We start from the raw sequence: 21478 nt of genomic DNA on the forward strand, positions 1-21478 counted from the left end.
ACTCCCCCGGGCCCTCCCCGGGCCCGCACCGCGACGCGTCCCCCGCGTTCGCCGCATATTAACCACAAGGTCAACGGCCTGGACGGGCCAAGATTGTCACCGTTCAGTCCCAACTAGGACCGTGCGAACGCGGGGAAGGTTGCATCGGAGGGCGAGGTCATTTCAGGACGCCGCCGGCGATCCACTCCTTCCAGGTCATGTTCCAGCCGCCGAGCCCGTTGTCCGGGGCGACCTGCTTGTCCTTGCTGTGCACGACCTCGATGACGTCACCGACGAGCGAGCGGTCGAAGAACCAGCCCGCGGGCGTGTCCGACGCGCCGCCCTTGACGTCCCTGAGACCCACGCAGCCATGGCTCACGTTGACCCGGCCGAAGACGTCCTCCGCCCAGTAGTTGCCGTGCAGGAAGGTGCCGGAGCTGGTCAGCCGCATGGCGTGCGGCACGTCCGGAATGTCGTACTCGCCCTTGCCGTTCGCCTTCTTGAAGCCGACCGTGGCGCCGTTCATCCGGGTCAGCTCCAGCATCTCGGTCACCACCATCTTCCCGTTGTAGGTGGTGTTCTTCGGCGCCCCGGCCGTGATCGGCACGGTGGCCAGCAGTTCGTCGTCGCGCCGCACCTGCATGGTGTGCTTCGCCGCGTCCACCAGGGACACCTGGCTGCGGCCGACGGTGAAGGAGAACGACTTGTCCTGGAGCCCGTAGACACCGGGCGCCCCCTCGACGTCCCGCAGCCCGAGCGTGACGGTGACCCGGGTACCGGGCTCCCAGTACTCCTCGGGCCGGAAGTCGAGCCGGGTGTCCCCGAACCAGTGCGGCCGGATGTCCACCGCGGGTTCGGCCGTGACCCGGACGGCGCGCTGGACCGCGGCCCGGTTGTCGATCTCCCGGTTGAACTCCAGCGAGACGATCATCCCGGTGCCCACGGTGGAGCGGTTCTCCGGGGTGACGTAGCCGATGAAGCGCTCTTCGGGGACGTAGGTGGTGAAAGTGGTGTGCCGGGCCGAGCGGTTCCCGTCGCCGTCCAGGGCGACGGCGTCGACGGTGTAGCGGGCGGCGAGCCCGAGCCGGTCGTCGTCCGGCCGCCAACTCGATCCGTCCGCGGTGATCCTGCCCGGGACCGGGGTCTCCTGGGCGTCCTGCGACCTGACGACCTTCACGGACTCCAGCCGCCCGCCCGGCACCCGCACCAACAGCCGCTCCTCGGGCCGTACCCCTTTCGTTCCGTCAGCCGGGGTGACGCGGATGACGTCCTCGGGGGCCGGGGGCTTGCCGAGCACCCGGTCGAGTCCGCTCCGGCTGTCCTCGCCGGTGCAACCGGCGGCCCCGGCAAGTAGTCCTGCCCATGTCAGTACGGCGGCCAGTGCGACCCCCGCGCGCCGTGCGCGCCCTTGTACGTGCCTCACATGGTGCCCAACGACCGGGCATGCTCCGGGGAAACGTGAGTGCGAGGGCCGCTCTGGGCAGAAATGGGGGGAGGACGACGCGACGGGGAGCCGCGGCCGGGACACCGCGCGCTCTTTTCCCACGTCGTTCCATGAGCCGCGGGAGGCTGAACGGTGTCCAGCGCAGCCGAGCAGGAGGCGGTGGCGGAACGCGCCACGCCGGACACCGTCATGAACGGTGCGTCGCGCAAGGTGCCGGGTCCACCCGTGTGGCCGGGCGCGTCCACACCCCTGGGCGCCCGGTTCCGGGTCGGCCCGGACGGGGTCGCGGGCACCAACTTCGCGCTGTGGGCGGGTGGGGCGGAGTCGGTCGAACTGTGCCTGTTCGACGAGGCCGGCCGGGAGACCCGTGCCCGCCTCACCGAGCTCACGCACGAGATCTGGCACGGCTTCGTGCCCGGGATCATGCCGGGCCAGCGCTACGGCTACCGGGTGCACGGCCGCTGGGACCCGTGGACCGGCGGCCGCTGGAACCCGGCGAAGCTGCTCCTGGACCCGTACGCCAGGGCGGTGGACGGCGAGTTCAGCCTGCCGCCGGAGGTCTACGGGCATGTCCGTGACTGGCCCCAGCAGCAGGTCGCCGACACCGTGCGCGACGAACGGGACTCGGCACCGCACGTCCCCAAGGGCGTCGTCGTGCACGATGACGACGACTGGGCCGACGACCGCCGGCCGAAGACGCCCTGGGCGGACTCGGTGATCTACGAGCTGCATGTGCGCGGCTTCACCCGGCTGCACCCGGGGATCCCGGAGGAACTGCGCGGCACCTACGCCGGTCTGGCGCACCCGGCGGCCGTGGAGCACCTGGTGAGGCTGGGCGTCACGGCGGTGGAGCTGCTGCCCGTCCACCAGTTCGCGCACGAGGACCATCTGCTGCGCAGGGGGCTGAAGAACTACTGGGGCTACAACTCCATCGGCTACTTCGCCCCGCACGCCGCGTACGCCTCCGCGGGGACGACGGGCGGGCAGGTCGGCGAGTTCAAGCGGATGGTGCGCGCCCTGCACGCGGCAGGCATCGAGGTGATCCTCGACGTCGTCTACAACCACACGGCGGAGGCCGGCGAGCTGGGGCCGACGCTGTCACTGAAGGGCATCGACAACCGGGGCTACTACCGGGTGCAGTCGGACGCGCGCAGGTACGCCGACTACACGGGCTGCGGGAACACCCTGCACGTGGTCCAGCCCCATGTGCTGAGGCTGATCACCGACTCGCTGCGCTACTGGGTGACGGAGATGGGCGTCGACGGCTTCCGTTTCGACCTGGCGGCGGCGCTGGCCCGCTCCATGCACGACGTCGACATGCTGTCCCCGTTCCTCGCGGTGATCGCGCAGGACCCGGTGCTGCGCCGGGTGAAGCTGATCGCCGAACCCTGGGACGTGGGCTCGGGCGGCTACCAGGTGGGCGCCTTCCCGCCCCTGTGGACGGAGTGGAACGACCGCTACCGCGACGCCGTACGGGACTTCTGGCGGCAGTCGCTGCCGGACGTGCGGGAGATGGGCTACCGGCTGTCGGGGTCGAGCGACCTGTATGCGTGGGGCGGACGCCGGCCCTACGCGTCGGTCAACTTCGTGACCGCGCACGACGGCTTCACCCTGCGCGACCTGGTGTCGTACGACCGCAAGCACAACGAGGCCAACGGCGAGGGCAACCGGGACGGTACGAACGACAACCGCTCCTGGAACGGCGGCACCGAGGGCGAGACGGCCGACGAAACGGTCCTGGCGCTGCGGCGGAGGCAGTTGCGGAACCTGCTGACGACGCTGCTGCTGTCGACGGGCGTGCCGATGCTGGTCGCGGGCGACGAACTGGGGCGCACCCAGCGGGGCAACAACAACGCCTACTGCCAGGACAACGAGATCAGCTGGGTGGACTGGGGGCTGCTCGAGGAGCCGGGATGGCGGGCCCTGTTCGACCTGACCGCCCGGCTGATCGCGCTGCGCCACCGGCACCCGGTGCTCCGCCGCCGCGCCTTCTTCTCCGGGCGGGCGCATTCGGCGGACGGACTGCGGGACCTCGCCTGGTTCACCGAGCGGGGCACGGAGATGACCGAAGGGGACTGGTACGCGCCCGCGGCAACCCTCGGGATGTACCTGTCCGGACGGGACATTCCCGGCCGGGACGAGCGGGGCGCGCCGATCACCGACGACAGCTTCCTCGCCGTCCTGCACGCCGGGGACCGGCCGGTGAGCTTCGTCCTGCCGGGGGCGCCGTGGGCGGAGCGGTACGAGGTGGTCGTCGACACGTCGAGCGAGGAGCAGGGGGAGGCGCCGGGCAGGAGGCACCGGGCGGGGATGCCGGTCACGGTGCCGGGGCGGACGGTGCTGCTGCTGCGGGTGGTGGGGTGGGACAACGTTTCAGGCCCATGAACTCCCCGGCGGATTCCTGGCCCCGAGGCCGGCCCGCTGATCACACTGAAGCCACGCTCCCCGACCGAACCCCGTGCCGCGTAGCGGCACAGCAACGGACGAGAAGGCCCGAATCCCCGGGCTGAGGCCCTGGGAGCAAGTCAATACACCGAGGTCCGACCGAGCGCTGCCCCGGAGGGGGCGGCCCCTGGGCGGCGCGGGGATCGGCCGGCTCGCCCGAACGGGCCTCAGCCGATCGGTTGACGTGCCGGGTACGACCCCTCGAACACGCAGGTCGTAGGACCAGCGGCCGAGTCCGGTCGGGCCAAAACTCGGTGGGCGATGTCAGTGCCGGTCCGTAGGCTCGCGGTGATGCCCAGGACACCTGCAACCGCTTCCCAGGACCGCTCCGCCGTACGCTCCCTGCTGCGTCTGTGGCCGTACGTCCGTCCCGTGCGGATACGGCTGTTCGCGGCCGCCTTCGTCGCCGTGCTCGCCTCCTGTACGGGGCTGGTCATCCCGCTCGTCCTGAAGTGGATGGTGGACGGCCCCGTGGCCGACCGGGACACCGCCGGGGTCTGGCTGGGCGCGCTCTGTCTGCTGCTGCTCGGGTTCGCGGAGGCGCTGCTGTTCGGGTTGCGGCGCTGGCTGGTGGCGCGTCCGCTGTCGCATGTCGAGGCGGAGATGCGGGCGGAGCTCTACGGGCGGCTCCAGCGGCTGCCGGTGGCGTTCCACGACCGGTGGCCCTCGGGGCAGTTGCTGTCCCGGGCGACCTCCGACCTGGGTCTGCTGCGCATGTTCCTCGCCTTCCCGCTGACGTTCCTGCTGGTCAACTCGGTGACGATCCTCTTCGGGGTGGTCATCATGCTGCTCCAGGACTGGACGCTCGGGCTGGTCATCCTCGGTCCGGCCGTCCCCGTCGTCGTGATGTGCGTGTACTTCGAGAGCCGGTACGCGGTCGTGGCGCGGCGCGCCCAGGACCAGGCCGGGGACCTGACGACGGTGGTCGAGGAGAGCGTCCTCGGGATCAGGATCATCAAGGGCTTCGGGCGGCACCGCAGCCAGGCGCGGGCCTTCCGGGAGCTGTCCTCGACGCTGCGCGGCACCGAGCTGCGCAAGGCACGGCTGCTGGCCACGATCTGGGCCGTCATCGTGACGCTCCCGGAGGTGGCGATCGGGGCGGCGCTGGTGCTCGGCACGGTGCAGGTGGCGGACGGCGAGCTGTCCGCGGGCACCCTGGTCGCCTTCCTGTCCACGGCGCTCGCGCTGCGCTGGCCGGTGGACTCGATCGGCTTCCTGCTGGCGATGAGCCAGGAGGCGGCGACGGCGACGGAGCGCTACTTCGAGGTGATGGACGAGGCGCCCGAGGAGCCCGAGGGCCGGGGCGGGCGGGCCGCCGCGGCGGACGGCGGTCTGCGGTTCGACGGTGTCACCTTCCGCTATCCCGACGCCTCCCCCGACTCCCCGCCCACCCTCGACGGCGTCGATCTGCACATCCGGCCCGGCGAGTCCATGGCGCTGGTCGGGGCGACCGGCAGCGGGAAGACCGCGCTCACGGCCCTGGTCCCCCGGCTGCACGAGGTGACCGCCGGCCGCATCACGCTCGACGGCGAGGACATCACCGCGATGTCCCGCGAGGAGCTGCGCTCGCGGGTCGCCGTCGCCTTCGAGGAGCCGACCCTGTTCTCCGCGAGCGTCGGGGAGAACGTCCTCATGGGAGCGGCGGACGGGGCGGGCGCCGTCGAGCTGGAGCGGGCACTCGGCGTGGCCCAGGCGGACTTCGCGCACGCGTTGCCGCAGGGCGTCGAGACGCAGGTCGGCGAGCAGGGGCTCAGTCTCTCCGGCGGGCAGCGGCAGCGCCTCGCGCTGGCCAGAGCCGTCGTCGGGCAGCCCCGGTTCCTCGTCCTGGACGACCCGCTGTCCGCGCTGGACGTGCACACCGAGGCGGCCGTGGAGGCGGCTCTGCGGCAGGTCCTCGCCGACACCACCGCGCTGATCGTGGCGCACCGCCCGTCCACCGTGCTCCTCGCCGACCGTGTCGCCCTGCTGTCCGACGGGCGCGTCACCGCCGTGGGCACCCATCACGAACTGCTGCGCAGCAACACCGAGTACGCCCACCTCATGTCCGGAGAGCCGTCCGGCACACCGTCCGGAACTCACTTCGGGGAACAGGAGGCCGACCGCCGATGACCGCCCCCACCACCACTTCCCCCGTCACCGACGACGACCCCGAAGTCCCCCGGCGGACCGCCGCCGACGACCCCTTCGACAAGGACGTCCTGCCCACCCCGCCCGGCGCCACGGGCGCGCTGCTGCGTTCCCTGCTCGCGCCCATGAGGGCACGGGTCGCCTTCACCTCGCTCCTGCTGCTGCTCCAGCAGGCGGCCGTGCAGGCCGGCCCGCTGCTGGTGGCGTACGCCATCGACCGCGCCGTACCGGCGTTCCGGGCCGACGACCACGGGCCGCTGATCGCGGTCGGGGTCGGCTATCTGCTGTGTGCGCTGGTCTCCGGCGGACTTCAGTACGCGTTCCTGATCGCTTCCGCCCGCGTCAACCAGGACGCGCTGCTCGATCTGCGCGGCCGGATCTTCCGGCACGCGCAGGCGCTGAGCCTCGACTTCCACGAGCGCTACACCTCGGGGCGGCTGATCTCCCGCTCCACCACGGACGTGGAGTCGCTGCGCGAACTGCTCAGCGAGGGCCTCCAGGAACTCGTGACGGTGATCCTTTCCTTCCTCTGCATCTCGGCCATGCTGCTCTGGCTGGACCTGGGCCTCGGGGCCGTCGCGGTGGCCTCCTTCGTGCCGCTGTACCTCCTCGTCAGGATCTACCAGCGGCGCGCCGGGCAGGTGTTCCGGGCCCGTTCCACCGCGATCGCGGCCGTGATCGTGAAGTTCGTCGAGACGATGAACGGCATCCGGCCGGTGCGCGCGTTCCGCCGCGAGCCCTTCAACGACGCCGACTTCCGTGTCCTGAACCAGCGGCACGAACGGATCAACGGCAACGCGCTCCTGGAGATGGCCCGGTACGTCACCGGATCGCGGCTGGTCGCCAACACGGCGGTCGCGCTGATCGTGCTGTGGGGCGCCACCCGGGTGACCGACGGCTCGCTGGAGCTGGGGGTGCTGGCGGCGGCCGTCCTGTATCTGCGGCGGCTGTACGACCCGATAGACCGGCTCGCCATGTTCCTCAACTCCTACCAGTCGGCGGCCGCCTCGCTGGAGAAGATCGCGGGGCTGCTCGCGCAGACGCCGTCCGTGCCCGAGCCGGCCATGCCGCGGGAACTCCCGCCGCTGGAGGGCGAACTGCCCGGCCGGGAGGTCGTCTTCGACGGGGTGTCCTTCGGCTATCGCACGGGTGGCGAGATCCTCCCCCGCTTCGATCTGACCCTGCCCGCCGGACAGACCGTCGCCGTGGTCGGCTCGACCGGAGCGGGCAAGTCCACGCTGGCCAAGCTGCTCGCCCGCTTCTACGACCCCTCCGCGGGGCGGGTGCTGCTGGACGGGGTCGACCTGCGCGAGCTGGCCGTGCCCGAACTGCGGCGCGGGGTGGTCATGGTGACGCAGGAGGCGTTCCTGTTCTCCGGCACGGTCGCCGAGAACATCGCCATCGGCCGGCCGGACGCGGGCCGGGAGGAGATCGAGCGGGCGGCGAAGGCGATCGGCGCGCACGAGTTCATCAGCGCCCTGCCCGACGGCTACGACACCGACGTCCGCAAGCGCGGTGGTCGCATCTCCGCCGGGCAGCGACAACTCGTCGCGTTCGCGCGGGCGTTGCTGGCCGACCCGGCGGTGCTGATCCTCGACGAGGCGACCAGCTCGCTCGACATCCCGGGCGAGCGGGCCGTGCAGGCGGCGATGGCGACGGTGCTGAAGGGCCGTACGGCGGTGGTGATCGCGCACCGGCTGTCGACCGTGGAGATCGCCGACCGGGTCCTGGTCATGGAGCACGGGCGGATCGTCGAGGACGGCAGCCCGGCCGCACTGATCGCGGGCACCGGCCGGTTCGCGGACCTGCACCGGGCCTGGCGGGACAGTCTGGTGTGAGCGTCCAGGGGGAACTACGGGGGCCGGAAGGACGAGTGGATGATCGACGCGTACGAGGATCCCGGCACGCCCGACAGCCGCGGCGGCTGGGCGTACCTGGCGTGGCTGGTGCGCTGCCAGCCGTGGCGGGCGCTGGCCGGGGCGGTGCTGGCCAGCGTCTGGATGGTGCTGATGGCGGTGGCGCCGTACCTGCTGTCGAAGGCGGTGGACGACGGTCTCGAGCCCGGTGACACGGCGGCGCTGGCCGGCTGGACGGCGGCCCTGTTCGCGGTGGGCGCGTTCAACGCCTGGGTGAGCATCATGCGGCACCGCACGATGACCCGGGTGCGCATGGACGGGTACTTCCGCACCACCAAGGTCGTCGTCGAGCACACGCTGCGGCTCGGCGCCGCGCTGCCGCGTCAGGTGGGGGCCGCGGAGGTCGTCACCATCGGGGTGAGCGACGTGCACACGATCGCGGGCGCGCTGACGGTGATCGGGCCGGGCGTCGGCTCGGTCGTCGTCTATGTCTTCGTCGCCGGGCTGCTGCTGTCGGTGTCGCCGCTGCTGGCGGCGGTGGTGCTGCTGGGGATGCCGGTGGTCGCGATGCTGGTCGGGCCGCTGATGTCGCGGTTGCAGGGCACGGAGACCGAGTACCGGGAGCGACAGGGAGTGCTCACCGCGCGGATCGGCGATCTCGCGGGCGGGCTGCGAGTGCTCAACGGGCTCGGTGGCAAGGAGCTGTTCGCGGCTTCCTTCGACCGCGACTCGCAGCGGCTGCGGGCGCAGGGCTACCGGGTCGGCGCGGTCACCAGCTGGATGCAGGCGCTCGGGGTGGGCCTGCCGACGCTGTTCCTCGCGGTGGTGACCTGGCTGGCGGCCCGGCTCGCCGCCCAGGGGGACATGACCGTCGGCGAGTTGGTGTCGGTGTACGGCTATGTCGCCGTCCTGATCGGCCCGGTGGCGTTCCTCGTCGACATGGGCTACCAGCTCAGCCGGGGCGTGGTGGCCGCCCGGCGCGTCGTACGGCTGCTGCGGCTGGAGCCGGCCCCCGACACCGACACCGACACCAGCACCGGCACCAGCACGGGCACCGGCACCAGCACGGGCACCGGCACCGGCACCGGTGTCGCCGACGCGCCCGTCGAGCCGTCGGTGCTGCACGACCCCGTATCGGGTGTGCGGGTGGCACCGGGCCGGCTGACCGCGCTGGTCGGCGCCCGGCACACGGAGGTGACCGCCGTCGTGGACCGGCTCGGCCGGTACGGCCCCACGGACGCCACCTGGGGCGGGGTACGGCTGGACGCCGTCCCGCTGGACCAGGTCAGGGACCGGATCCTGGTCGCCGACAACGAGGCCGACCTGTTCGCCGGGAGTCTGCGCGAGGTGGTGGGCGGACGGCGTGCGCCCTCCCCGGCGGACGTCGGACGGGCGGTGCGGGCGGCGGCCGCCGACGACATCGTGCAGGGCCTGCCGGAGGGACTCGAGTCACCCGTGACCGCGCAGGGCCGCAGTCTTTCCGGCGGCCAGCGGCAACGGGTCCGGCTGGTACGGGCGTTGCTCGCCGACCCCGGGACGCTGCTGGCCGTCGAGCCGACATCGGCGCTCGACGCGCACACGGAGGCGGCGGTCGCCCAGCGGCTGCGCGCGGCACGGACCGGCCGGACCACGGTGGTGACCACCACCTCCCCGCTGCTCCTCGCCCAGGCGGACACCGTCCACTACCTGGTCGACGGAAAGGTGACGGCGACCGGCCACCACCACGACCTGCTGGAACGGGAACCGGGATACCGGTCCCTGGTGGCACGAGACACGGACGACGCGGACGACGCGGACGACACGGACGACACCGACGACACCGACGGCCTCGGTCCGGACGCGGACTCGGACCCGGGTGACGATGCGGGTGGGGACAAGGCCACGGATTCGGACACGGACACGGACAGGAACACGGACACGGGAGCGGGTGCCGGTGCCGGTGCCGAGGAGGTCGTGCGGTGACCGTGGTCGACGAGGGCTCGGGCCGGTTGCCGGTCGCCGAGCCGGGTGACGTGCGGCGGGCGGCGGTCCGGCTGTTGCGGGCCGACCGGCGGGCCTTCGGAGCCGCTCTCGCCCTGAACGTGCTCGCCGCCGGGGCCGGCCTGGCCGGGCCGTGGCTGCTGGGGCGGATCATCGACGAGGTGCGGACCGGACACGGCACCGGGGCCGTGGACCGGCTCGCGGCGGCCATCCTGGTCTGCGCGCTGGCGCAGCTGCTGCTGGCCCGCTGGGCCCGGTACGCGGGCCACCGCTTCGGTGAGCGGATGCTGGCGCGGGTGCGGGAGGAGTTCGTCGGGCGGGCGCTCGCGCTGCCCGCGTCGGTCGTGGAGCGGGCCGGCACCGGCGATCTGACCACGCGCGGCACCGCCGACGTGGCGGCCGTGGGCACCACCCTGCGGGACGCCGGGCCCGAGCTGCTGGTCTGCACGGTCCAGGCGCTGTTCACGCTCGGCGCGGTGTTCGTGATCGACCCGCTCCTCGGGGCGATCGGAGTGCTGGGGCTGACCCCGATCTGGTTCGCGCTGCGCTGGTATCTGCGGCGGGCGCGCGCGGCCTACCTCGCCGAGGGCGCGGCCACCTCCGAGGTCGCCGAGATCGTCGCCGCCACCGCGTCCGGGGCGCGCACGGTCGAGGCGTTCCGGCTCCAGGAGCGGCGGACGGCGGCGAGCCGGGACGCGCTGGAGATCTCGCGCCGCACCCGCTTCCGTACGCTCCACCTGCGTTCGGTGTTCTTCCCGGTGATCGAGGTGTCGTACTCGCTGCCCGTGGCGGGCGTGCTGCTGCTGGGCGGCGCGCTGCACGCGCGGGGCGCGATGAGCCTGGGCGCGGTGGTGGCGGCCGCGCTGTATCTGCGGCAGTTCACCGAACCGCTCGACCAGATCCTGCTGCGTGTCGAGCAACTCCAGAGCAGTGGAGCCTCGTTCGCCCGGGTGGAGGGCCTGGCCGGGGCGCCGCGCGCCGAGCCGGACGGCGGGGCGCCCGCTCCGGCGGACGACCGGATCGACGTGACGGGCGTGCGGTACGCCTACGAGCGCGGCGGCGAGGTGCTGCGCGGGGTCGATCTGACGGTGCGGCCCGGTGAGCGGCTCGCGGTGGTCGGCCCGTCGGGTGCGGGCAAGACCACGCTGAGCAGGCTGCTCGCGGGCGTGGACGCGCCGAGCGCGGGCACGGTGACGGTGGGCGGGGTGCCGGTCGCGGAGCTGGCGCCCGAGACGCTGCGCCGGCAGGTCGTGCTGGTCACCCAGGAGCACCACGTCTTCCTCGGTACGGTCCGCGACAACCTCCTGATCGCCGAACCGGCGGCGAACGACGGGCAGTTGTGGGCGGCGCTGGCCGCGGTCGGGGCCGCCGACTGGGTCCGGGAGCTGCCCGGCGGCCTCGACGCCGTGCTCGGCGGGGGCGGTGTCCGTACGGACGGCTCGCAGGCCCAGCAACTCGCCCTGGCCCGGGTGGTGCTGGCCGATCCGCACACGTTGATCCTGGACGAGGCGACGGCGCTGCTGGATCCGGCGACCGCCCGGCACACCGAGCGGGCACTGGCCGCCGTGCTCCGGGGCCGGACCGTCATCGCCGTCGCCCACCGCCTGCACACCGCGCACGACGCGGACCGGGTCGCCGTGATGGAGGACGGCCGCCTCACCGAACTCGGCACGCACGAGGCGCTGGTGACGGCGGACGGGGCGTACGCGGCACTCTGGCGGACCTGGCACGGGGAGCGGACCGAACCCTGATCCGCCGTTCGCCCCGGCCGGGAAACGGGCAGGGTAGCCGTGCCGGCCCACCCGGCCGGACCACCGGCGAGGCTCGGGGCGCAGGACGGGAAGGCCGGCACGCGAACGGCACGGGAAGGGGAGGCACGGGGGCATGGAAGCGGTCATCGGCACCCATCTGGACCTGTGGCGCAACACCATGCGGGAGTACGCCGAGGAGTTCCTGGGCGCCGCGGACGCCACCGGCGACGGCGGAGTGACCATCGACTGCTCCCGGGACGCCCCCTTCCCGTTCACCGAGGAGAGCGTGCTGGGGTACGCGGAGCATCCGGGGACCCTGCCCGCGGGCCGCGCCTGCCTGAAGCTCGCCTGGCGGTGGCGGCACGAGCTGGGGCTCGCCTGACCCCGGTCCCTGCGGACCGCTCGACCTGACCTGTCGGCCAATCGACCGCATATCGAACATGAACTACCGGACAACGAACTGTTTCCGGCCAACTTCCTGACGCGCTCCTGACAGATAGCGCAATCCACTGCCACTCTTCCCACTGCTGGTTCACAGCAACCCCACAGCTAAGCCCGCTCCACGTTCCGCCTTTGTTCTGCGTACCGCCTTTGTCGTGCCCGCACGGCTCACCCGCCGTCGGGTCTCCCCTGGCCGCGTGACCCGTGGCCGCGCAGAAGGAGTCAGTGTTGAGCAGCAGTCCCTCTCGCAGACGCACCCCCCACAGCACCTCCCGTCGTGCCGCGGCCGTCGCCCTCGTCGGCGTCTCCGCGCTCATCGCCGCCGCCGTGCAGTCCGGCGCCGCGACCGCTGCCCCGGTGAAGGCACCGCAGGCGGCGAGTCAGGCCGACCCGGGCGCCGAGTCGGTACGCCTCACCCCCGCCCAGCGTGCCGCGCTGATACGCGACGCGGACTCCGGCAAGGCGGCCACCGCCAAGGAGTTGGGCCTCGGCGCCAAGGAGGCGCTCGTCGTCCGTGACGTCGTCAAGGACGCCGACGGCACCCTGCACACCCGCTACGAGCGCACCTACGGCGGTCTGCCGGTCCTCGGCGGCGACCTGGTCGTCGAGACCGCGAAGTCCGGTGCCACCGAGGGCGTCACCAAGGCCACCCGGACGGCCATCAAGGTCGCCTCGCTCTCGCCCGCCGTCAGCGCGGCCAAGGCGCAGAAGCAGGCGCTGAGCCTCGCCGCGGCCGCCGGCGCCGAGCAGGCGGACACCAACCGCGCCCCGCGCAAGGTGATCTGGGCGGCGAACGGCACCCCGGTCCTGGCGTACGAGACGGTCGTCGGCGGCCTCCAGGAGGACGGCACCCCGAACGAGCTGCACGTCATCACCGACGCCACCACCGGCGCGAAGCTCTACGAGTACCAGGGCATCGAGACCGGCACCGGCAACACGATGTACAGCGGCCAGGTGACCCTGGGCACCACGCAGTCGGGGTCGACGTACAACCTGACCGACGGCGCGCGCGGCGGCCACAAGACGTACAACCTCAACCGGGGCACCTCCGGCACCGGCACGCTCTTCTCGGGCTCCGACGACGTCTGGGGCACCGGCGCCGCGTCCAACCTGGAGACCGCGGGCGCCGACGCGCACTACGGCGCGGCCCTGACCTGGGACTACTACAAGAACGTGCACGGCCGCAGCGGCATCAGGGGCGACGGGGTCGGCGCGTACTCGCGCGTGCACTACGGCAACGCGTACGTGAACGCGTTCTGGTCCGACAGCTGCTTCTGCATGACGTACGGCGACGGCTCCGGCAACACCCACCCGCTGACGTCCATCGACGTGGCCGGGCACGAGATGACGCACGGCGTCACCTCCAACACCGCGGGCCTCAACTACAGCGGCGAGTCCGGCGGCCTCAACGAGGCGACCTCGGACATCTTCGGCACCTCGGTGGAGTTCTACGCGCAGAACGCCTCCGACGTCGGTGACTACCTCATCGGCGAGGAGATCGACATCAACGGCGACGGCTCGCCGCTGCGGTACATGGACAAGCCGAGCAAGGACGGCGCGTCGAAGGACAGCTGGTACTCGGGAATCGGATCGGTCGACGTCCACTACTCGTCCGGCCCGGCGAACCACTTCTTCTACCTCCTGTCGGAGGGCAGCGGCACCAAGACCATCAACGGTGTCACCTACAACTCGGCCACCGCGGACGGCCTGCCGGTCACCGGCATCGGCCGCGACAAGGCGGAGAAGATCTGGTTCCGCGCGCTGACCACGAAGTTCACCACGACCACCAACTACGCGGCGGCCCGCACCGGCACGCTGGCGGCGACCGGTGAGCTGTACGGCACGACCTCCACCGAGTACAAGGCGGTGCAGGACGCGTGGGCCGGCGTCGCGGTCGGCGCCCGTTCCGACGGCGGGGGCGGTGGCGGCACCTCCTTCGAGAACACCGCCGACGTATCGATTCCGGACAACGGGGCGGCGGTCACCTCCTCGGTCACCGTCTCCGGCCGGACCGGCAACGCGCCCTCGAACCTGGCGGTGGCGGTCAACATCGTCCACACCTACATCGGTGACCTCCAGGTGCAGTTGCTCGCCCCCGACGGCACGGCCTACACGCTGAAGGCGTACGGCACCGGCGGCAGCACGGACAACATCAACACCACGTACACCGTGAACGCGTCCTCCGAGGTCGCCAACGGGGTCTGGAAGTTGCGGGTCCAGGACAACGCGGCCCAGGACACCGGCTACATCAACAGCTGGAAAGTGACCTTCCCGTAGGTCACAGGCCCCACAGGGTTCGCGCACAGCCGACCGACGGGCCTCGCACAGGACGCCGTCCCGGAGTCACGACTCCTCCGGGGCGGCGCCCCCTTTTTGCCAGCGCCTTACCTACGCCCTGTTGGCCTTTGACCCAGGTCAAGTGCGTTTACATTCCGGCAATGTTCATCCGGCAGTTGATTTTCAGCCAACATCACTTCGGGGTCCTGACATGTACGCGCCTTGATGCCAGTCTTCCTGTCACCCGCCGCACAACTTCACAGCAGTCACGGACAGCCACCCCACGCTGCCCGGGCACCCCCACATCCAAGGAGCTTGTGTGACCTCCCTCTACGCGCGTCACAAGCGCACCACTCTGGCCATCGCCACCGCCGTCGCGGCCGGAGCCCTGGTCACCACCGGCCTGACCGCCGGTACCGCCGCCGCGCAGACCCCGGCGGACGCCACCGGTGCGACGCCCCTCGCCGTGCCCACCGCGCTGGCCCCGGCCGCCCGCACCGCCCTGATCCAGGACAAGCAGGCCGACGCGCCCGAGACCGCGCAGGAGATAGGCCTCGGCGCCCAGGAGAAGCTGGTCGTGCGCGACGTCGTGAAGGACGCGGACGGCACGGTCCACACGCGCTACGAGCGGACCTACGCGGGTCTGCCGGTTCTCGGCGGCGACCTGGTCGTCCACGAGTCGGCCGCGGGCGCGAACAAGGGCGTCACCAAGGCGACCGGCACCACCATCAAGGTCGCCTCGCTCACCCCCGTCGTCACCGCCGCCAAGGCCGAGAAGCAGGCCCTGACCCTCGCCAAGGACGCCGGCTCCGCCAGCACCGAGGCCAGCGACGCGCCCCGCAAGGTGATCTGGGCGGGCAACGGCAGCAAGCCGGTCCTCGCCTACGAGACGGTCGTCGGCGGGCTCCAGGACGACGGCACCCCGAACGAGCTGCACGTCATCACCGACGCCGCCACCGGCAAGAAGCTGTACGAGTACCAGGGCATCGAGACCGGCACCGGCAAGAGCCTCTACTCGGGCACGGTGACCCTCGGCACGACCCTCTCGGGCTCGACGTACCAGCTGACCGACGGCACGCGCGGCGGCCACAAGACGTACAACAAGGCGCACGCCACGACCTCCTCGGCGGGCACGCTGTTCACCGACGCCGACGACACGTGGGGCACCGGCGCCGCCTCCAGCTCGACCACGGACCAGACGGCCGCGGTCGACGCCGCGTACGGCGCGCAGGCGACGTGGGACTTCTACAAGTCGACGTTCGGCCGCAGCGGCATCAAGAACAACGGCGTCGCCGCGTACTCCCGCGTCCACTACGGCAACGCCTACGTGAACGCCTTCTGGGACGACAGCTGCTTCTGCATGACGTACGGCGACGGGTCGAGCAACACCCACCCGCTGACCTCGCTGGACGTGGCCGGCCACGAGATGACGCACGGCGTCACCTCCAACACCGCGGGCCTGAACTACTCGGGCGAGTCCGGCGGCCTCAACGAGGCGACCTCCGACATCTTCGGCACCGCCGTCGAGTTCTACGCGGCGAACACCTCCGACGTCGGCGACTACCTCATCGGCGAGAAGATCAACATCAACGGCGACGGCACCCCGCTGCGCTACATGGACCAGCCCAGCAAGGACGGCGGCTCGGCCAACTACTGGTCGTCCTCGCTGAAGAACCTGGACGTGCACTACTCGTCCGGCCCGGCGAACCACTTCTTCTTCCTGCTCAGCGAGGGCAGCGGCAGCCGGACCATCAACGGGGTCAGCTACAACTCCCCGACGTACAACAGCTCCACCCTCACCGGCATCGGACGCGCCAAGGCCGTCCAGATCTGGTACAAGGCGCTGACGACCTACATGACCTCGACGACCACCTACGCGGGCGCCCGCACGGCGACCCTGAGCGCGGCGTCGGCGCTGTACGGCTCGACCAGCACCGAGTACAAGGCCGTGGCGGCGGCCTGGACGGCAGTCAACGTCGCCTGACCCACCAGTAGTTGACGTGAGGCGGTACCCGGGACGAAGGCATCCCCGGGTACCGCCTTACTCTTGGCTCCCATGTCTTCGAAGGACTTCACGTACGACGATGTCGGCGCGACCCGCGACCGCCCCGGCCACTGCCCTCCCGGCTTCCACTCCCTGCACGTCCGCACCCGCCTCGGCGAGGGCCACGACGTCTTCCGCCGGGCCGCCGAAGCGGTCCTGACCTGGGAGATGCACCGCGCCCTCGGTGTAGGTATGGACACGACCGCGCAACGGGCGGCCCCCGACGTCGATGTCACCGTCACCCTGGCCGGCCTCATAAAAGCCCCCTGCCGGGTGGTCTGGACAGTGGACGAACACCGGCGGGCCGGCTGGGCGTACGGCACCCTTCCCGGCCACCCCGAATGCGGCGAGGAGTCCTTCGTCGTCGACCGCACCGGAGACGGCACGGTCTGGCTGACGGTGTCCGCCTTCAGCCGCGGCGCGAAGTGGTACGCGAGGGCCGCAGGCCCGGCGGCCCGAGGCCTGCAGCAGGCATACGCACGCCGGTGCGGGGTGGTGCTGCGGGAACTGAGCGAGGGCGACAAGTCCTAGCCGAGGACGAGTCATGGCCGGGCGGGCCGCCCCCGCGCACCATGCGCCGACAGGTCAGGTGCGGGACACCACGCCGCAGCCCTCCTCGGCGTGCCCGGCGATGTCCTGACTGCGGTCGTACGGGTCCGTCGTCGGGCCGGTCGCAGGCGCGCCCGTGGGCTGGTCCGTGGCGAACTGGGGGTGCAGATAACCGTCGTAGACGTCGCAGGCGGAGTTGCCGATCTCCTGGTCGTACTGCGTGACGGTGATCTTCCCCGGCGTGACGACCCACTTGGCGGGATCGAAGAGTTCGATGTCGACGACCCGGCGCACGATGGTGCGCTCCACCTCGGTCGGGGCGTCCTTGTCGACGCGCACCAGCGGGTACACGAAGGTGTAGTCGGCGTGCACGACGACGGAGGCGCTCTCGCCCGCCTTGAACGTCATCCGTCCCCGCGTCTTGACCACGTCACCGGCCAGGCGCAGTTCGGCTGGGTCGAAGCGGCTGAACATCAGCACCGGGTCGTGCTCCTCGTCCGGCTTGCTCAGCGAGGTGTCCAGCAGGTCCAGCAATTCCTTCTGCCGTGGCTCGATCACGGAGAGCGCCGTCTCGGGACGTCCGCCGCGCAGGGTGGCCGGATCGAGGTTCGCGTCGATCAGCAGCTTCCTGGTCTGCTGAAGCGCCTGCTCCACCTGGGCCTTGGACAGCGATCCGACGCGGGTCGCCTTCGGCGGGACGATGCCGGCCGCGCCGTCGGCCCACTGCAACGCGGGGGAGCCCGCGAACGGCCGCTCGATCGTGGGAATCGCGACGCCGGCCGAGCCGGGCGCGCCGGTCGGGGCGGCGGTCTCCATGGGCAACGGCGAGGCCGATACGGCGGATCCGGGCTCGCCGACACCGAAGGGGTTACCCGGCAACAACGACGGCCGCATCGCCACGACGACCAGAGTGATCACGACCGGCACCCCGAGGAAGGCCCACAGCCGCCGCCCTCTGCGAGACGCCCGCTCCTGTGTCTCCTGCAGATCCGCAACGGTTCGCCACCCCTTGGGCGTCGCCCCGCGCGCCTCCTGCCGCCGCAGCCGCTCCGTGACCTCGCGGGCCCGCGCGGACGGCTCCTTCGGTGCGGAGTCGGGTATCCCGCGTTCGCTGTCCTGGACGAACGTCGCCCATTCCTCGTCGGAGATGGAGCTGCCGTCCCCCTCCCCCTTCTCCGAACCGGATCTGTGCTCTTCGGACGGTCTGTCAGACACGCGCCGTCGGCCTCTCTCTGCGTCGATCAACGGGCGGCACAGCCTATGTCAGCCCTGCTCAGGCGTGGCGAGAGGCCTGGTCTCGACCGGATCCCCGGGCTGCCACTCCTCGGAGCTCCACTCCGGCGTGGGCGACGGACGGGCCGGCGCGGGCGGAGGATCGGACCCCCGGTTGGGATTCTGCGCGACAGAACCCGATCCGCCCGACCCACCCCCGGTCGTGCCGGAACCACTCGACCTGCCGGAGCCGCTGCCCGCATGCGCCGACGAGTCCTTCGTCGCCCGCGGAGCCGAGGTCTTCGACGGCGACGGCGAGGCCGACGCGGTCGCCGAACGACTCGGAGCAGGGCTCGGTGAAGCGGCACCGCTCGACGAACTCACCGACGCGGACACCGAGCCCGAGGGTGAACTCTCCCTGTCCGCCGACCCGTCGGCACCCCCGGCAGCCGAGCACCCCACCAGACACAGACCGGCCACCACCACGACAGCCCCCAGGACACCCGCCCCACGACGACGGACTCCGGACATCCCGGCTCTCTCTTCGCTCACTTGCTTCATTCCACTCATCCGCTGCTCCGGCGTGCCGAACGCGCGGAAATCCCCCCGCCCAAACGATCACGAGTGGGCAAGTTCTAAAGGATCTCCCAGCGGGAGCACAAGATATTCACACAGTTCCCTCGGCCGAAGTGAACGTGATCACACGACATTCCCCACAGAACGCCCTCACCCGGTCACCCGATCTCCACCACCCGGGCCCAGGCGGGCGGATCGTCCGGTACGTAGTCGGGGTCGTCCTCGTCGTACGACGCCGAGCCGCGGGGGAACAGGCCCACCACCGTGCGGCACGGCGGGCGGGTGCTCGGCCAGGGGGTCTGGCCGTCGGTCAGGGCGACGATGACATCGGGGCGGGGCCGCGCGCGGAGGGCCTTGGTGAAGCCCGCGCGCAGATCCGTACCGCCTCCGCCCATCAGCGGGATGCCCTCGCCCCGGCACAGCGGGTGCACGATGCGGGCCGCCGCGTCGCACGGCACCACGGTGACCAGATCGCGTCGGCCGCCCACGGCCCGGGAGATCGCGGCGACCTCCAGGATCGCGCTGCCCAGTTCGGCGTCGCTGACCGATCCCGAGGTGTCGATGACCACGCTCACCCGGGGCGGTCTGCGGCGCAGGCTCGGCAGGACCGTGCCCGGGACGCCCGCCGAGCGGCGGGACGGCCGGCCGTAGGAGTAGTCCTCCCCCGCGCCCGGGGCCGAGACCGCCGAACGGACGGCCGCGCCCAGCAGATCCCGCCATGGCTGCGGCGGATGGAAGGCCTCCTCGGCCCACCGCCGCCACCCCGCAGGGGCGGTCCCCCGGCGGCCGGCGATGCCCTGCGCCACCCGGAAGCGGACGGCGTCCCGTTCCTGTTCGCTCAGGCCGTGCGCGCCGTCCGGGCCGAGGTCCCACTCCCGTTCCCGTCCGTCGGCGCCGCTGCCGCAGTCCAGCCAGACCAGGTTCTGGGTGTGCGGCCCGAGCCGGAACTGGCGCAGGTAGTCCTCCATCAACTCGCCCGGCCGCAGTCCGAGGGAGTTCGGCGTGACGGCGCCCTCGGGCTCGACCAGTCCGTCCCCGAACGCGTCGTCGTTGATCTCGCAGTCGGCCGCGATGTTCATCCGCAGCCGCTCCCCCGCACCGGTCAACCCCCGCTCCCGGGCGACCCGTTCACTGCGCCCGTGGTGGTCGCGCAGCAGGTGCGACACCTCGTGCACCCACACCCCGGCCAGCTCCTCCACCGGCATGCGGTCCACGAACGCCGGTGAGACATAGCACCGCCAGTGCCGGTCCACGGCCATCGTCGGCACCCGGCGCGACTCCACCGGGTGCAGGGCGAACAGGGCCGTCGCCAGATAGGGCCGGGCCCGGGCGGCCTGCAGCCGGGCGGCGAAGAGCTTGTCGAGGTCCAGGGGCCTCGGCTCCACCGTGCCCCGGGGCCTGCCGGTGACGGCCTGCGCCTCGTCGGCGCTCAGCAGCTCGTCCGGGCTCATCGGCCCGCCTTCGCGGCGGCCGTGGTCCGCGCCGTCGCGCGATCCGCCGCCCGGTCCGCCCGCCGGGACAGGGTCACCACTCCGGCCAGCTTCTCGATCGACGCCGGTACGTCCCAGTCCTCCCGGCGCAGGGAGGCGAGCGTCGTCGCGGGGACGACCACCAGATCCGGGGCGCCGGTCTCCAACGCCCGTACGAGGAGCGCCCACGCCGCGTCCCAGCGGGACCTGTCGGGGCGGGTGCGGACCGCCGCCACGACACCGTCCAGCACGGCCTGGCGCAGATCGCCCCGCTCGGGCAGGTCGGCGCTTGCCGGGTCGGCGAGCAGTGTCTCGGGGTCCGGGAGGTCCATCCGGTCCAGGCTCGCCAGCAGTTCCAGTCCCGGACCGTCGCCGACCGTGCCCCTGACCAGCAGCGAGAGTACGTCGCGGGAGGAGCCGGCCGCGGTCGCGAAGGCGATCAGGCTCAGGGTCATGTCCCAGCTGCGCGGCGACGGCCAGGCGCCGCCCCGGCGCGCTTCACTGCTGGGCAGCTGGTGCACGAGCTTGGGGCGCGCGGCGAGCAGTCCGCACACCGCGCGCCGAGCGAAGTCCACGGCCTCCGGCAGCTTCGCCGGGTCGAGCCGGGGCAGGGTCGCCCGGGGCCAGGTCCCCCCGAGTCCGCGGACGACGACCTCGTGGTCGTGGGTCCACTGGAGGTGGACGAACCGGTTGGCCAGCGGCGGGCTCAGTTCCCAGCCGTCGGCGGCCGAGCCCCGCGGGTTGGCGGCGGCCACGATCCGCACCCCGGGCGGCAGGGTCAGCGTGCCGATCCGGCGCTCCAGTACGAGCCGGAGCAGGGCGGCCTGCACGGCCGGCGGCGCCGTGGACAGCTCGTCGAGGAACAGCAGCCCCCGACCGGCCCGCACCAGGCGCACCGCCCAGTCCGGCGGGGCCATCGGGACGCCCTGTTCCGCCGGATCGTCCCCGACGACGGGCAGCCCGGAGAAGTCGGACGGCTCGTGCACGCTGGCGATCACCGTGGTCAGCGGCAGGTCCAGCGCCTCCGCGAGCTGGGTCAGCGCGGCGGTCTTGCCGATCCCCGGCTCGCCCCACAGCAGCACGGGGAGGTCGGCGGCCACGGCCAGGGTGAGGGCCTCCAACTGGCTGTCGGGGCGCGGTTCGGTGGTGGAGTCACGCAACAGGGCCAACAGCTCGCTCGCCACGTCGAGTTGAGAGGCGGGAGCCGGGACGGAAGAGGTCGGGACGGAAGGGGGCGCAGTGGCGAAGAGGGTACGCGTGGGCATGGGCGTGGGCATGGGTGATCACCTTTGGGGTTCGTAGAAGTCCGCAGGGGTCCGCAGGAGTTC

The 21478-nt window shown here is 72.1% G+C and carries 13 protein-coding genes; 9 read left to right on the forward strand and 4 right to left on the reverse strand.

Going from position 1 to position 21478, the window contains the following annotated elements; genetic code table 11:
- Positions 1-157 precede the first annotated feature (157 nt).
- Entirely contained in the window at positions 158-1402 is a 1245-nt protein-coding gene (locus OG933_RS14500) for an Ig-like domain-containing protein (protein ID WP_362531816.1), read from the reverse strand.
- Positions 1403-1555: 153 nt separating this feature from the next.
- On the opposite strand from OG933_RS14500, the gene glgX reads away from it, so the two are divergent.
- The 9 genes from glgX (at position 1556) to OG933_RS14545 (ending at position 16875) form a co-directional block, all read left to right on the forward strand.
- A complete protein-coding gene (gene glgX, locus OG933_RS14505; protein ID WP_405627368.1) occupies positions 1556-3808 on the forward strand; it encodes a glycogen debranching protein GlgX in 2253 nt (750 codons plus the stop codon).
- Positions 3809-4159: 351 nt separating this feature from the next.
- Entirely contained in the window at positions 4160-5977 is a 1818-nt protein-coding gene (locus tag OG933_RS14510; protein ID WP_362531809.1) for an ABC transporter ATP-binding protein, read from the forward strand.
- Positions 5974-7833 (forward strand): ABC transporter ATP-binding protein, encoded by a 1860-nt coding sequence (locus OG933_RS14515; RefSeq protein WP_405627369.1) that lies wholly within the window; start codon positions 5974-5976, stop codon positions 7831-7833. Before OG933_RS14510 ends, OG933_RS14515 begins: the two co-directional genes overlap by 4 nt.
- Positions 7834-7872: 39 nt before the next feature.
- Positions 7873-9813: an ABC transporter transmembrane domain-containing protein gene (locus tag OG933_RS14520; protein WP_405627370.1), complete on the forward strand. Its 1941-nt coding sequence runs from the start codon at positions 7873-7875 to the stop codon at positions 9811-9813.
- A complete protein-coding gene (locus tag OG933_RS14525; protein WP_405627372.1) occupies positions 9810-11582 on the forward strand; it encodes an ABC transporter ATP-binding protein in 1773 nt (590 codons plus the stop codon). Before OG933_RS14520 ends, OG933_RS14525 begins: the two co-directional genes overlap by 4 nt.
- Before the next feature lie 133 nt (positions 11583-11715).
- Positions 11716-11964, forward strand: a complete 249-nt coding sequence (locus OG933_RS14530) for a hypothetical protein (RefSeq protein WP_362531798.1) — start codon at positions 11716-11718, stop codon at positions 11962-11964.
- A gap of 284 nt (positions 11965-12248) precedes the next feature.
- Positions 12249-14300 (forward strand): M4 family metallopeptidase, encoded by a 2052-nt coding sequence (locus OG933_RS14535; protein WP_405627374.1) that lies wholly within the window; start codon positions 12249-12251, stop codon positions 14298-14300.
- Positions 14301-14619: 319 nt separating this feature from the next.
- On the forward strand, positions 14620-16284 hold the full coding sequence (locus OG933_RS14540) for a M4 family metallopeptidase (RefSeq protein WP_362531792.1): 1665 nt from the start codon (positions 14620-14622) through the stop codon (positions 16282-16284).
- A 72-nt stretch (positions 16285-16356) separates the two neighbouring features.
- Positions 16357-16875: a DUF1990 domain-containing protein gene (locus OG933_RS14545; protein WP_362531789.1), complete on the forward strand. Its 519-nt coding sequence runs from the start codon at positions 16357-16359 to the stop codon at positions 16873-16875.
- Between the two features lie 54 nt (positions 16876-16929).
- On the opposite strand, the gene OG933_RS14550 is transcribed toward OG933_RS14545, so the two are convergent.
- The 3 genes from OG933_RS14550 to OG933_RS14560 all read right to left on the reverse strand — a co-directional run bounded on the left by OG933_RS14550 (position 16930) and on the right by OG933_RS14560 (position 21415).
- Positions 16930-18108, reverse strand: a complete 1179-nt coding sequence (locus OG933_RS14550; protein ID WP_405627376.1) for a hypothetical protein — start codon at positions 18106-18108, stop codon at positions 16930-16932.
- A gap of 731 nt (positions 18109-18839) precedes the next feature.
- Positions 18840-20132, reverse strand: coding sequence for a DUF2201 family putative metallopeptidase (locus OG933_RS14555; protein WP_362531783.1), 1293 nt, complete (start codon positions 20130-20132; stop codon positions 18840-18842).
- Positions 20129-21415, reverse strand: coding sequence for an AAA family ATPase (locus tag OG933_RS14560; protein WP_405627378.1), 1287 nt, complete (start codon positions 21413-21415; stop codon positions 20129-20131). The genes OG933_RS14555 and OG933_RS14560 overlap by 4 nt, the downstream gene beginning before the upstream one ends.
- Positions 21416-21478: the final 63 nt, after the last annotated feature.

This window comes from Streptomyces sp. NBC_00016 (genome assembly GCF_045040885.1).
Lineage (GTDB): Bacteria > Actinomycetota > Actinomycetes > Streptomycetales > Streptomycetaceae > Streptomyces > Streptomyces coriariae.

What these genes read in the sequence shown, in the direction of transcription:
- OG933_RS14510 (WP_362531809.1), top strand. Translation starts at nt 4,160, where the DNA reads ATGCCCAGGACACCTGCAACCGCTTCCCAGGACCGCTCCGCCGTACGC.
- OG933_RS14515 (WP_405627369.1), top strand. Translation starts at nt 5,974, where the DNA reads ATGACCGCCCCCACCACCACTTCCCCCGTCACCGACGACGACCCCGAA.
- OG933_RS14520 (WP_405627370.1), top strand. Translation starts at nt 7,873, where the DNA reads ATGATCGACGCGTACGAGGATCCCGGCACGCCCGACAGCCGCGGCGGC.
- OG933_RS14530 (WP_362531798.1), top strand. Translation starts at nt 11,716, where the DNA reads ATGGAAGCGGTCATCGGCACCCATCTGGACCTGTGGCGCAACACCATG.
- OG933_RS14545 (WP_362531789.1), top strand. Translation starts at nt 16,357, where the DNA reads ATGTCTTCGAAGGACTTCACGTACGACGATGTCGGCGCGACCCGCGAC.
- OG933_RS14555 (WP_362531783.1), bottom strand. Translation starts at nt 20,132, where the DNA reads ATGAGCCCGGACGAGCTGCTGAGCGCCGACGAGGCGCAGGCCGTCACC.
- OG933_RS14560 (WP_405627378.1), bottom strand. Translation starts at nt 21,415, where the DNA reads ATGCCCACGCGTACCCTCTTCGCCACTGCGCCCCCTTCCGTCCCGACC.